At 54.4% G+C, this 14,108-nt stretch carries 10 protein-coding genes and 1 pseudogene; 10 read left to right on the forward strand and 1 reads right to left on the reverse strand.

All coding sequences use genetic code 11. The features are described 5' to 3' along the window. The 10 genes and pseudogenes from JKK62_RS10455 to ftsZ form a co-directional block, all read left to right on the forward strand. A pseudogene (locus JKK62_RS10455) lies at positions 1-180 on the forward strand (hypothetical protein); the annotation flags it as partial. 8 nt (positions 181-188) lie between these two features. Then, positions 189-1,112, forward strand: coding sequence for a 16S rRNA (cytosine(1402)-N(4))-methyltransferase RsmH (gene rsmH, locus JKK62_RS10460; protein WP_201427844.1), 924 nt, complete (start codon positions 189-191; stop codon positions 1,110-1,112). 299 nt (positions 1,113-1,411) lie between these two features. Further along, positions 1,412-1,945 (forward strand): hypothetical protein, encoded by a 534-nt coding sequence (locus JKK62_RS10465; RefSeq protein WP_201427845.1) that lies wholly within the window; start codon positions 1,412-1,414, stop codon positions 1,943-1,945. A 163-nt stretch (positions 1,946-2,108) separates the two neighbouring features. Then, positions 2,109-4,382, forward strand: coding sequence for a penicillin-binding transpeptidase domain-containing protein (locus JKK62_RS10470; protein WP_201427846.1), 2,274 nt, complete (start codon positions 2,109-2,111; stop codon positions 4,380-4,382). A 55-nt stretch (positions 4,383-4,437) separates the two neighbouring features. After that, positions 4,438-5,466, forward strand: a complete 1,029-nt coding sequence (gene mraY / locus JKK62_RS10475; RefSeq protein WP_201427847.1) for a phospho-N-acetylmuramoyl-pentapeptide-transferase — start codon at positions 4,438-4,440, stop codon at positions 5,464-5,466. Between the two features lie 33 nt (positions 5,467-5,499). Further along, the gene (locus tag JKK62_RS10480) at positions 5,500-6,759 is read left to right on the forward strand and encodes an FtsW/RodA/SpoVE family cell cycle protein (RefSeq protein ID WP_201427848.1); all 1,260 of its coding nucleotides are present in this window, start codon (positions 5,500-5,502) and stop codon (positions 6,757-6,759) included. Positions 6,760-6,773: 14 nt separating this feature from the next. Next, entirely contained in the window at positions 6,774-7,895 is a 1,122-nt protein-coding gene (gene murG / locus JKK62_RS10485; protein ID WP_201427849.1) for an undecaprenyldiphospho-muramoylpentapeptide beta-N-acetylglucosaminyltransferase, read from the forward strand. Positions 7,896-7,959: 64 nt separating this feature from the next. Then, the gene (gene murA / locus JKK62_RS10490) at positions 7,960-9,213 is read left to right on the forward strand and encodes a UDP-N-acetylglucosamine 1-carboxyvinyltransferase (RefSeq protein ID WP_201427850.1); all 1,254 of its coding nucleotides are present in this window, start codon (positions 7,960-7,962) and stop codon (positions 9,211-9,213) included. 31 nt (positions 9,214-9,244) lie between these two features. Further along, complete coding sequence (locus JKK62_RS10495) at positions 9,245-10,660, forward strand: cell division protein FtsQ/DivIB (protein ID WP_201427851.1); 1,416 nt, start codon at positions 9,245-9,247, stop codon at positions 10,658-10,660. 151 nt (positions 10,661-10,811) lie between these two features. Next, positions 10,812-11,912 (forward strand): cell division protein FtsZ, encoded by a 1,101-nt coding sequence (gene ftsZ / locus JKK62_RS10500; RefSeq protein ID WP_201427852.1) that lies wholly within the window; start codon positions 10,812-10,814, stop codon positions 11,910-11,912. 51 nt (positions 11,913-11,963) lie between these two features. Here ftsZ and JKK62_RS10505 read toward each other — a convergent pair. Continuing rightward, a partial coding sequence (locus JKK62_RS10505; RefSeq protein ID WP_201427853.1) for a stage V sporulation T C-terminal domain-containing protein occupies positions 11,964-14,108 on the reverse strand: 2,145 nt, incomplete at its 5' end.

Raw genomic sequence — 14,108 nt, forward strand, 5'->3', positions numbered from 1 at the left:
AATGCTCAGGGACGGTTCGTGATTCCTCCAGCTCTGCGCAAGATCGCCAAAATCGAGGGCGAGGCGCTTGTGCTGGGAATGGACACAAGAATCGAGATCTGGAGCAGAGAGGTATATGACGAGTTCATGCTGTCACAGCAGCCGGTGCTTGAAGAGGCGCTGGAGAACTTCGTGTTCTAGGAGGCGTTATGGATTTTTCCCACAAGCCCGTCCTGCTCGAAGAAGCAATCGAAGGACTCGCAATAAAAGAAAACGGAATATATGTGGACGGAACTGCGGGCGGAGGCGGTCATTCGAGCGAGATACTCAAACGCCTCCGCGGCGGCACACTGATCTCGATCGACCGCGACCCCGACGCGATTCAGACGCTTACAAAGCGTTTCGCAAAGAACGAGAATTCGATCATCGTCAAGGGAAACTACGGGGATATGCGCGAGCTGCTCGCGCAGAGAAAGCTCTACAGGGTCGACGGAGTGCTGCTCGATATCGGCGTTTCCTCACATCAGCTTGACACAGCTGAAAGAGGATTTTCATTTCACGAGGACGCGCCGCTCGATATGCGCATGAGCCAGAAGGGTACGACGGCGGCTGAGCTTGTAAACACCCTGCCGTATGAGGAGCTGCGCAGGATTTTGTTTGAGTACGGCGAGGAGAAATACGCCGGCTCTATCGCTAAGGGAATAATCGCCGCCCGTGAGCAAAAGCCGCTCGAAACGACGTTTGAGCTCGCCGAAATCGTCAAGGCGAACGTGCCGCAGAAGGTAAGGCGCGACGGTCACCCTGCGCGAAAGACATTTCAGGCGATACGCATCGCGGTAAACGACGAGCTCGGAGAGCTGTCGCGCGGACTTGAGAACGCGTTTGAGCTTTTGGACAGCGGCGGAAGGCTTGCTGTTATCACCTTCCATTCGCTCGAGGACAGGATAGTGAAGCAGCAGATGGCTCAGTGGTGCAGGGGCTGCACATGCCCCAAGGACTTCCCGGTCTGCGTCTGCGGAAACACCCCAAAAGCAAAATTAGTCAATAAAAAACCCGTTTGTGCAAATGAAACAGAATTGACAGAAAACCCCAGAGCGAGGAGTGCAAAGTTGAGAATATGCGAAAAAATTTAAGTTTTTTCTTCTCAGCTATGGACAAACGCGGTATTTTGGTGTAAAATATAACAAAACTGTAAATAATATTACAGCTACAACCGCTTGTGATTTACAAAGCTGTTATGACTAAATATCCGGTAAAAACGGCTTGAAACCGTAATTTCGGACAGATTGTGTGTGATTTCTGAAATCAAATTGTTAAAATTTTGAAACTTTTTGATTTGAAAGAATTAAATTGCCGTATTATTTTGAAAAGTTCGGCGAAATAGTGTGTTTTGTGAAAATTTTGTATAGAGAAAGGCATAAGGTGCAATCCAATGGCATACAATAATAATGCTGCTTATGACTTAACACTTTTTGACGAGGAAAATACATACTCCTCAGCCGCTCCCAAGCGCCGCGAGGAAGAACCCGTCAAAAAGCCTAAGAAAAAAGTTAAAAATAATGTAGTCGAGTTTTCCGAGGAGGACAAGCTCAAGGCAAGACGCCGTAAGCATAATCCTTTCAAGCTTCTGCTCGGCGGCGTAAGCGCGGCGGTAGTCACCGTGATCATCGGTTTCATCATCGTCGGCCAGGTACAGCTCACAGAGCTCAACCAGCAGATCATTTCCGCTCAGGAGACCCTCGAGGATACCCAGAGCATTTATACCCAGAACCAGATGAAGCTCGAAGCCAATCTCTCAAACGCTGAGATTGAGAAGTACGCTGCTTCGCTCGGCATGACCAAAGCCTCTAACGCACAGAAGGAGTTTATCTCTCTCGAGGGCGGCGACAAAGCAGAGGTGAGCGTTCAGAAGAGTGAGAATATTTTCACCCAGTTTATCGAATCAATTAAAAATCTTTGGTCATAACATTCATTGAAATTAAATATAATGAACTGACAAATCAGAATGAGAGTTAAGGCTTAAAATGTCTTGGCTCTTTTCCTTGTTTATAGAGGGCAAATGCAAAATGCAGAATTCTCCCGATATTTTGCGGGTAAATGATATATGATTGCGGTGGAAGGAGTATATTTTGGAAGATAACAAGAAGAAATCAACACCACCCAAAAAGCGTGCCGACAAGGGTCCAAACCAGCGGCTGCGCCAGAGAACGGCGGTTCTCATTATACTGATACTCGTCGTCGGTTTCGGCGCGACGCTTCTGCGCCTGTCCTTTCTGACGATGGTTCAGGGCAGCGAGCTGCAGGAGAAGGCTGTCAGCCAGCAGCTCAGCGATACCGTCCTCACCGCAAAGCGCGGCTCGATTTACGACGCGAAGGGCACTACCCTCGCGGAGAGCGCCTCGGTGTGGCAGGTCGTGCTCGCGCCTATCAACTTCGAGAACGACGAGCAGCGTCAGGCGGCGGCAAAGGGTCTGTCGGAGATCCTCGGTCTGGACTACGAGAACGTCCTCGAAAAGACCAAGCAGCAGAATTACTACACCGTCGTCAAGCGCAAAATCGAGGTTGAGCAGCGCGACCAGGTCATGGAGCTGCAGGAAAAGCTCAGCAAGGACTACAACTGCGGCGCTGTTATCCAGCTCCTCGACGACTACAAGCGCTACTACCCCAAGGACGACCTCGCCTCCTGCGTAATCGGCTTTACGGGCGCGGACGAACAGGGACTTGAGGGTGTAGAGTACAAATACGACGACTACCTCTCGGGCACCCCGGGACGAATCGTCACCGCCAAAAACGCGCGCGGCACCAACATGCCCTTCCAGTTTGAGCAGAACGTCGAGAGCGAGGACGGAAAAAATATCTACCTCACGATCGACGAGGGGATCCAGAGCATCTGCGAAAAGCACATGGCTCAGGCAATCATCGACAACAACGTACTCAATCGCGGCGTCTGTATCGCGATGGACGTAAACACGGCCGCTATCCTCGCTATGGTCACCGCCAACGGCTACAACCTCAACGACCCGTACACGCTTCCCGCGGAAACGGAGCTCAAGATAAAGGAGCTTCCCGAGAAGGAGCAGGACGCCGAGGAGAGCAAGTCCCTCGCGGCGATGTGGCGAAACAAGTGCGTTGCGGATACATACATGCCCGGTTCGGTATTCAAGATGTGTACCGCTTCAATGGCGCTTGAGGAGGGTAAGATCACCGACAGCTCACGCTTCACCTGCGGCGGCTATATGCGCGTCGAGGACTACGATATCGGCTGTTCGGTAACCTCGGGTCACGGCACCCAGACCTTCCTCGAATCCTTCTGCCATTCCTGCAACCCCGCATTCATTCAGATCGGTCAGCTCGTAGGAATAGATAAGTTCCGCGACTACTATACAGCCTTCGGCTTCTCCGAGAAGTCGGGCATCGACCTCCCCGGTGAGGCGGACGACAGCTTCTGGCCCGAGGGTCAGATGGGTATGGTCGACCTCGCGGTTGCGTCCTTCGGACAGAACTTCAACATCACTCCGCTCAGCATGATCACCGCCTGCGCGGCTGTCTGCAACGGCGGTTATGTTCTCCAGCCCTACGTCGTTTCAAAGATCACCGACTCCAAGGGCAACGTCGTAAAGACGATGGAGAAGAAGGTCAAGCGCCAGGTCATCTCCAACGAGACCTCAAAGAAAATGTGCGAGATGCTCGCGGCGTATCCCGAGGTCAACGGCGCTTCGGGCGGCTACGTAGCCGGCTACAAGACGGGCGGCAAGACCGGTACCTCCGAGAAAATCGGCGTTGAAAAGAAGCAGAGCTCCTTTGAGAAGGACTACATCTCGTCCTTCTGCGGAATCGCTCCCACAGACGACCCGCAGATCGCGCTGCTTGTTTTCCTCGACACTCCCGACGGCGGAGCGTACTACGGCTCGCAGATCGCGGCGCCTATCTTCATCAATATCATGACGGAGCTGCTTCCGTACCTCGAGGTCAAGACGGACTACTCCGACGAGGATCTCGCGTACCTTAACGTCAGCATGGGCGACTACACCACCCTCTCTGTTGACGAGGCGCTCAAGAAGGCTGAGGCGGACGGCTTCATCGCCACCGTGATCGGCTCGGGCTCGACGGTGCTCTCTCAGATCCCGACGGTATCCTCACAGGTTGCGGCAGGCTCGAACGTCGTGCTCTACACCGAGGGCAACCAGCCCGAAAAGGTCACTGTGCCGAGCTTCCTCGGCTGCGCGGCCTACGAGGCGAACAGCGTCGCACTTCAGGCGGGACTGAACGTCAGCTACTCGGGCGCTGTCAGCTCGGGCGGCGTCGCGGTTGCACAGAGCATCGCGGAAGGCGCTGAGGTTGCCAGAGGCACGGTCGTCAGCGTCACCTTCGCGGCGAACACCAGCGACGGCAACAGCGACTAAGCAATTTATTCTGAGATTATTTGTCATATAAGCGAAAATGAAAGGAACGGTAAATATGTTAGTATACGGAATATGGACGTTTTGCGCGGCGATTGCTGCCTTCCTGATTTCGGCTGTGACGGGAAAGTTTCTGATTCCCTTCCTCCACAAGCTCAACTTCGGACAGACGATCCTTGAGGAAGGCCCCAAGTGGCACAAGAGCAAGCAGGGTACTCCCATCATGGGCGGTATCATGTTCATCATCGCCATCGTTGCGGTTTCGGTTATCAGCACCGTGGTTTACATGCTCACGGGCTCGGGCTTCATCGAGACCTACTTCTCGGACATCAGCCGCGAGGTCACTTTCATCTTCGCAGGTCTCGGACTTGCGCTCGCCAACGGTCTGATAGGCTTTATCGACGACTACACAAAGGTAGTCAAGAAGCGCAACCTCGGACTCACCGCCATTCAGAAGCTCGTTTTACAGTTTGCGGTTGCGGGAGCATATCTCGCGACCCTCGGAATCGCGGGCTACGGCACTTCAACTATCATTCCCTTCGTCGGCTCTGTCGACCTCGGATTCTTCTATTATATCATCGCGGCAATCGTGATCGTCGGCGTAGTTAACGCAGTCAACCTCACCGACGGCGTAGACGGCCTCGACGGCTCGATCACATTCTTCGTCGCCGTCAGCTTCATGCTTATCGCAAGCAAGCTCTATTCTCTCGGCATCACCGCCGTCAGCGCGGCTATAGCGGGAGCCTGCCTCGGATTTTTGGTATGGAACTTCCACCCCGCGAAGGTATTCATGGGCGACACAGGCTCGCTCTTCCTCGGCGGCATCGTGTGCGCGCTTGCGTTCGCGGTCAATATGCCGATACTCCTTCTGCCGCTCGGCATCGTCTATCTCTGCGAGATGTTCTCGGTTATGCTGCAGGTCGGCTACTTCAAGCTCACCCACGGCAAACGCCTCTTTAAGATGAGCCCGATTCATCACCACTTTGAGATGTGCGGCTGGAGCGAGGTCAAGATCGTCGCCGTATTCAGCGCGGTAACCGCTCTCTTCGGCGCGGGCTCGTTCCTGCTGGTTCTCTTCGGAGTATGATAATAACTACTACAATTCCTTTGGAGGTAAGCAATGGCTCCAAACAGAAAATTACTATATAAGGGCGACGTTAACCGCATCTATGACGATGAGTACAAGGCGTCGCAGGCGGCGAAGAAGGAGAAGCTCTTCATCAGACCGTCGCGTCAGCGCAAGATGAAGAACGCCAAGTGGTTCGGGATCGGCATGGGAATAGACCTGCCGTTCTGCATAATCCTGCTCGTTCTGCTGACAATAGGAACGATCATGATGTTCTCGGCGAGCTACGCCTTCGCCTACTACACCCAGAGCGACAGCTACTACTTCCTTATCCGTCAGCTGATATTCGTCGTAGTCGGCATAATCGCCATGGGCGTAATGTCCTTTTTCAACTACAACAAGCTCCACAAGATAGCGCCGCTCGTACTCGGCATAGCGTATGTCTGTCTGCTTGCGGTACTCGTGCTTCCCGCGGGCGACGGCGGCGTAAAGCGCTGGATACCTCTGGGCATGTTCAATATCCAGCCCTCAGAGATCGCGAAATTCGCGGTTATCCTGTTCTTCGCACACTGGGCGAGCAAGTACTACGACAAGATGCAGCTCGCGAAGTTCAGCGTGCTGCCGGGCATCATTGTATTCGGCTCGATCGCGATGCTGCTGTTTCTTGAGCCGCACTACTCGGGTATCGTAATCATCGGTATGCTCACCGTACTGATGCTCTATATCGGCGGAATGAAAACAAAGTACCTGCTTATCGGCGGAGTAATCCTCGGCGGTTTGGTGCTTGTGCTCGCGGTGACGGGCGGTCTGAGCTACGCTATGAGCCGAATGGACGGCTGGGGTCAGGCGCTCGAATACACAACCGAGGAGATGTGGCAAACCACATGGCAGACCCGAAACTCGCTCTACGCGATAGGCTCGGGCGGCTTGTGGGGACTCGGCCTCGGACAGTCGCGCCAGAAGTACCTCTATCTGCCCGAACCGCAGAACGACTTCATCTTCGCGATAGTCGTCGAGGAGCTTGGACTTATCGGCGCGGCGATCATCCTCCTGATTTTTGCTCTGCTCGTATGGAGAGGAATCACTCTCTCGCTGCGTTCAAAGGATAAATTCGGAAAGCTGCTCGGTATCGGATTGACCTCGCAGATCGGCATTCAGGTCGTCCTCAACATTCTCGTTATCACCGACTGGCTCCCGAACACGGGTATCAGCCTCCCGTTCTTCAGCTACGGCGGCTCCTCGCTGATCATGCTTTTGGCGCAGATGGGCATTGTGCTCTCGATTTCGAGAACGGCAAATATTGAACGGCAGTAATTTTGGAGGTTCCTATGAAAGTTTTACTCGCGGGCGGCGGTACGGCGGGTCACATCAATCCTGCTCTCGCCATCGCTGGCTATATCAAAACAATGCGTCCCGACACACAGTTCCTTTTTATCGGCAACCGGGGCGGCATGGAACAGCGTCTTGTACCGCAGGCGGGCTTTGAAATCAAGTCCATCACGATCAGCGGCTTCAAGCGCAGCCTCAAGCCAAAGGCGGCGGTCGAGAACATCAGGACTCTCGGCAGAACCGTTTCGTCCTCGGCTCAGGCAAAGAAAATCATCAGAGAATTTGATCCCGATATCTGTATCGGCACGGGCGGCTACGTCTCGGGACCCGTCGTCCGAACGGCGGCGAGAATGGGCATTCCCTGTCTTATCCACGAGCAGAACGCCTATCCCGGCATCACGAACAAGCTGCTGAGCAAGCGCGTCAAGAAGGTAATGCTCGCGGTTGAGGCGGCGAAGAAGTACTTCCCGGACGCTGACGTTGTCGTAACCGGCAACCCCGTCCGCGGCGAGATTCTCACAGCCGACAAGGAACAATCGCGCGAAAAGCTCGGTCTTGACCAGCGTCCCGTTGTGCTTTCCTTCGGCGGAAGTCTCGGCGCTCAGAAGGTCAACGAGGCCGTTGCCGATATCGTAGCGCGCAGCGGAATTGACGGCAGATATCAGCACATTCATGCCTACGGAAAGTTCGGAAGCTTCTTCCCGTCGCTTGTCGAGGAGAAGGGCGCCGATCTGAGCAAGGCTCCGAACATTGACATAAGACCGTATATCGACAATATGCCCGAATGCATGGCGGCGGCTGACCTCGTTATCTGCCGCGCGGGCGCGATCACGCTAAGTGAGCTTCAGGCGATGGGCAAGCCCGCGATCCTGATTCCCTCGCCGAACGTAGCGGAAAATCATCAGTACCACAACGCAATGGCGCTTGTCAACGCGGGCGCGGCGGAGCTGATTGAGGAGAGCGAGCTTACGGGCGAGCTGCTGACCAAGAAGGTCGACGCGATGCTCTCAGACCGCGAAAAGCTAAAAAAATACAGCGAGTGCGCGAAGCGTATGGCTATCACCAACGCCGGCGAGCGAATCTACGCGATCGTAAAAAAGACGCTCGGAAACACAAAGTAAAACCACTCACGAACCCCGCAAAATGACATATGATATACTGTATTCTTGAAAAGAGGGTGTCAGTATGTCAAGGTTATTGATTGCAGGACGGCAGCGGCTCGAGGGCGAGGTATCTGTTCAGGGCGCAAAAAACAGCGCTCTCCCGATCATCGCGGCGACCCTGCTGACCAAGGGCGAGAACGTTATCTTCAACTGTCCGCGGCTCTCTGACGTCGAGGCGTCGTGCGCGATCCTGCGCTATCTCGGCGGAAAGGCTCAGCGAAGCGACGGCGCGCTGCTTATCAACTGCGACGGGGTTAATCAGTCGGAAATACCCGATTCGCTCATGCGGAGAACACGCAGCTCCATAGTTTTTCTCGGGGCGGTGCTCGCGAGAACGGGCAGGGCGAGGCTGAGCTTCCCGGGCGGCTGCGAAATCGGCCCGCGTCCGATAGATATGCACCTCAAGGCGCTGCGCGAGCTCGGCGCGGAGATTGAGGAAAAGCACGGCGTGCTCGAATGCAGAGCGCCTTACGGACTGCGCGGAGCAAAAATCGCGCTGTCGTTCCCGAGTGTGGGCGCGACAGAGGACGTGATGATTGCCGCCGCTCTCGCGGGCGGAACGACAACGATATCAAACGCGGCGAGGGAGCCTGAGATCCGCGACCTTGCCGATTACTTAAACAAATGCGGCGCCGAAATCTACGGCGCGGGCGAGGGAGTCATCGTCATTGAGGGCGTATCCTCGCTCCACAGCGCGGCACACACTATCATTCCCGACCGTATCGTCGCGGCGACGCTAATGTCCTGCGCAGCGGTCACAGGCTCGGAGATCGTCCTCAGGGACGCTGTCGCGAGCCATCTCGGCGCGGTGATTCCCGTCCTTGAGGAGGGCGGCTGCCGCGTAAATCTCACCGACCGCGATATCAGGCTAAAAGCGCCGAAGCGCCTGCGCTCAATGCGGATCGTTCGCACCATGCCGTATCCCGGGTTCCCGACGGACGCCCAGGCTCCGCTGATGGCGGCGGCTTGCGCAGCGGACGGCACAACGGTCTTTATCGAGAACATATTTGAGAACCGCTACCGCCATATCCCCGAGCTTGCGCGAATGGGCGCGGCTGTGAGGACAGAGGGCAAGGTTGCCGTCGTCGAGGGCGTTCCAAGGCTCTACGGCGCGGCGGTGGAGGCAACTGATCTGAGAGGAGCCGCGGCGCTTGTCACGGCGGCGTTATGTGCCGAGGGCAGCACGTCGATCGGCGGAGTCCGCTACCTCGAGCGCGGATACGAGGACTTCGATCTGGTTCTCTCGTCCCTCGGGGCGGACATAAAAAAGGTTTAAGAAGGAATTCTGAGAAAAAGGAGGTATGCCCATGGCACTCAGCTCAAAAGAGAAAAAGGAGCTCGCACGCCAGCGCAAGGAAAACGCGAAGCAGGCGCAGAAGTTCCATAAGGAGCAGGAAAAACGGGCGAAAAAATCCTCTTCAAAATCCAAAAAGCAAAAAGACGAAAAGCCCGCAAAGCCTTCCGCGAGCAAAATCGAGGAAGCGGTAAATTCGGGCAAGACCGCTAAATTTCAAAAAATCAGCCGTGAGGAGAAATTCCGCCGCGAGAGCGAGGAAAAGATCCGCAACCTCAAGCCCCAGGACTTTGAGGACGGCTATTACATAGACGAGTACAGCGAGAAGCAGCGCCGCGAAAGACGCGCTCAGGTTATCCGCAAGCAGGAAACCGAGACTATCCGCCGCAACAAAAAGCCGATGACCAGCAAGCAGATTCGTATTCGCCGCATTCTGATAATGTCGGCGATATTGCTCGCGGTAATCGCTATCGGCGTGATACTCAGCTTCACGGTACTTTTCAAAACAGAGAATATCATCGTCGAGGGCTGCTCATACTATTATGACGACCAGATCATCAGTTACAGCAACGTTTCACTGCAGCAGAACATCTTCATTTCGAAGATGAACAGCACACCGCAGGATATTATCGACAACTTTGCCTATGTTGAGGACGCCCGCGTCGATTTCAATATACCCGACACCATCACCATTACAATCACCGACGCCGTTCCGGCGTACTACATGACGGAGGGCAACAATTACCTTCTCATCAGCGCGAAGGGCAGAGTGCTCGAGCGCACGGAAACAAAGCCCGACGGACTTCCCGAGCTGATTTGCGGCGAGGTCACGGGCAAAGAAGTCGGCGAGTATATCAAGTTTGACGACCCGTCGGTACCCGATCTGCTCAACACCGTAGCTAATAGCCTTTCGGACAATTCGTTCACCGGCATTGTCGGCTTCGACGTTACGGATACCACGGCTATCACCCTCGACTACGAGGGCAGGATAAAAATAAACGTCGGCGTCGCTGAGGATCTTGACTACAAGCTGCGTACAGCGCAGGCAATCATCGACAAGAAGCTAGACCCTAACCACACAGGTCAGGTTTACGGCAATCTCGACGTTTCCACCTGCGCCAAGAACAAGATGTCGCACTACGTTCCCGCGGCGACGGTTCATCAGGCGACCATGGCGACCTCGGGCTCTGTTCCATCGACAACAGCGCCTGCCGACGGTTCGGGTGACGGCACAGACTGGGGCGACTATTCCGACGATTTGTACGGCTTGTACGGCGTCTACAACTGGGAGGATAATTCCGACGAGTGGAGCGACGACAACAACACCGACTGGAACGACAACAATGGCGAAGGCGGTTATGATAACGGCGGCTATGACGGCGGCGGTTCTCAGAATAACGGCTACGACGGTGAGGTTCCCGAGTACTAGACCCGAAAAACAAAAATTTATTACTTAAAAAATACCCTAAAAACCATTGATATTTTTATAATAGTGTGATAATATAGTAACATAAGTATGTAAAATACGAAATTAGGCACTTTTCTGTGATAGATAAGATTGCGTTAAGGAGGACAACAAAATGGCTTTTGAGCTGGAACTGGAAAATGAGTACACCCCGAAAATTAAAGTAATAGGCGTAGGCGGAGGCGGCGGCAACGCTGTCAACAGAATGGTTACCACAGGTATCAAGAACGTAGAGTTCATCGCGGTCAACACCGACGAGCCTGTGCTCCGTCTTTCAAAGGCTACGCAGAAGATACACATCGGCGAGAAGCTGACAAGAGGTAAGGGTGCGGGCGCTAATCCCGCAATCGGCCAGAGCGCCGCTGAGGAGAGCAAGGACGAGATCGCAGCGCTTCTCAAGGACACAGACATGGTATTCGTAACCGCAGGTATGGGCGGCGGCACAGGTACAGGCGCTGCTCCCGTTATCGCCAAAATCGCTAAGGATCTCGGTATCCTCACCGTCGGCGTAGTAACAAAGCCCTTCGCATTTGAGGGCAAGAAGAGAATGACCCAGGCTGAGCAGGGTATCGCTGAGCTCACTCCCTGCGTTGACTCTCTTATCATCGTTCCTAACGAGGGCCTCAAGAAGGTTTCTGATACAACCATTACACTTCTCAACGCGTTTGAAATGTCAGACGACGTTCTCAGACAGGGTGTTCAGAGTATTTCCGACCTGATCCTTCTTCCCGGTCTGATCAACCTCGACTTCGCGGACGTTACCTCCGTAATGAAGGACGCAGGCAATGCTCACATGGGTATGGGCAAGGCTTCCGGCAAGGACAAGGCGAAGATCGCCGCTACAAAGGCAATTTCCTCTCCGCTGCTTGAGACCTCGATCGACGGCGCCAAGGGCGTAATTATCAACATCACCGCTTCCTCAGACATCAGCCTCGAGGATATCGACACCGCCGCTACCATGATCAAGGACAAGGTAAGCGAGGATGCGAACATCATCTGGGGTGCCGTTATCGACGACAAGATGAACGATGAGATGAGCGTAACCGTTATCGCTACAGGATTTGGCGGCGTAGGCGAACAGCCCGCTGCAGCTCCGAGCGACAATGTTATCGTTGACACTCCCGCAGAGACAACTGCTTCTTCCAGAGCTACCAAGGACACAACCGATGACGAGGACGATACCTTCTACGACATCATGTCCATCTTCAATAAATAATTTATAGCAAAAGTAAGGCGGTACAGCGCAGGCTGTACCGCTTTTTTGTGTTTAGTTCTCCATTTGTTTGCCGAGAAACGCCGCCGCAGACTGAGCGAGCTTGATCTCAACCCCTGTCGGGATTTTGGCGCTCTCGCCCGTGAGCATAACCACAGCGCCCATAACGTCGCCCGAGGCGATAATGGGGTAGATGACCGCCGCGTCGTGCTCAATGCCCTCGATCGGCTGAACATTTCCGAGGGTCTGGTTTGTCGCGGCGTAGCTTTTGCGGTTGTCCATGTAGCTCTCGAGAATTGAGCTGATACGCCGCTCAAGAAATTCGCGCTTGGAAACACCCGCCGCCGCGATAACATGGTCGGTATCGCAAATCAGGGTAGGCATAGAGCTTATGCGCGCGATAACGTCGGCATATTGCCCCGCAAATTCGCTCAACTCACCTACAGGCGAGTATTTCTTGAAAATAACCTCACCGTCCGTAGCGGTGTAAATCTCCAGAGGGTCACCGTCACTGATAATATTGACATCATAGACCTTGTCTTTTTGGCGTTTTGCCTTCGAGACGAGTGTGACAGATAAATTATCCATGATGCCTGAATCAAAATTTGCGGCTTCCTCCATATCCTCTGCAAGCGTTCCGCAGCGCAGCAGGCTGTCGATGTCCGCTTTGAGCTGAACGTCAACGTGATCCTCGTACACGCGGATCCGCTCGATGATCAGTTGCAGGTCGCTGCGGTCGAGCTTGTCCTTGTTGAGTATGTCGTCGAATACCTCGAGCGCGAGCTTTGCCGTGCGGTTTACCCTGATGATGGTATTTCTTCTGTCAACCGTGAGGTCGATCTGATTTTGTATTCCCGCGATTCGCCGCGTGAGATCGTCCTCCAATTCGTCGTAGGTTTCCTCGAGCATTTCCTCTTGGTCGGGGTGCTTCATGATGTCGCGGATGCGCTGACGCTTGGTCGCTTTCAGCTCCCCCTGCAGGTCGAGCAGGATTTCCTCAAGGTTTTCCTCGCTTCTGTCCTGCTCCTTCATGTCCTCCGCTTCCTTGGCGAGGTCGGCGTTTAGCTGCGTCAGCATTTCCGTGGAGTTGTCCTTCACCATTTGGAGATAGGTTTTCAGGATTTCATCGAGGTCTTCCACGCGGATGTGGTGGCTTGTGCAGCCCTTCAAGCCGCGCCGGTGGTAGGTGCCGCAGCGGTAGGCGTCCTTCAGGTCAGCACGGCTCATGGCGAACATCGGACTGCCGCAGTCGCCGCATTCGAGGAAGCCCGAGTATACGTTGTCGTATTTTTTCTGACCGCGGTAGTTGCCCTTGGAGCGGCTCTCCATCAGCGCTCGCACCGTGGCGAATTCGCGGTAGCCGATGATCGCCTGATGGTGGTTTTCGATCACGATATGTTCGCTCTCGTCGAGCTTGACGTCCTTGCCGTTGATTTTCTTGCGCGTGTATTTGCTCGATCGCATGGTGCCGATGTAGAAGTCGTTTTCCAGAATTCCCTGTACTGTCACGATCGACCATGCGGAGTTCACCTTGCGTTTATATTCCTTGCCCTCGGCTTCTTTGCGCTGACGCTCAGACATACGCGGCGTGGGAATCCCATCGTCGGTCAGGGTATTAGCGATTTTCATATAGCCCATGCCGCTTTGATAGAGGCGGAAGATTTTGCGAACGATCTCTGCTTCGGTGGGGACGATTTCAAATTCCTGCCGCGCATTGATGATGTAGCCGTAAGGTGCGGCGCAGATCCACTTGCCGTCATGCTGACGGCGCTTGACGACCGAGCGCACCTTTTTCGAGGTATCGGTGACGGGCATTTCGTTGATGAGGAACTGGAACTGTATCTTCAGCCAGTCGTCGTCGTTCGGAAAGTCGATGCCGTCGCCGATGGAGATGATGCGAACGCCGTAGTCGCGCAAGTCCTCCAGCTCCACCAAGCCGCGGCTGTTGCGGCGCGAGAATCGGGAGAAGTCCTTGACGATCAGAATGTCAAGCTTATGGGAGAGAAGCTGTTTGCGCATCTTCTGGTAGCCCTCGCGCTGCTCAAAGGTGTAGCCAGAGCGGTCGCGGTCTTCATAGAAGGTCAGACTGCTGCCGGGAAATTTCTGCCGGACATAATCCTCAATGATTGCCTTTTGGTTCTCGATGGAGGTGTTGTCGCGGTTCTGCTCCTCGTCAACGGAGATACGGCAGTAGCCCGC

This window comes from Ruminococcus difficilis, from assembly GCF_016680995.1.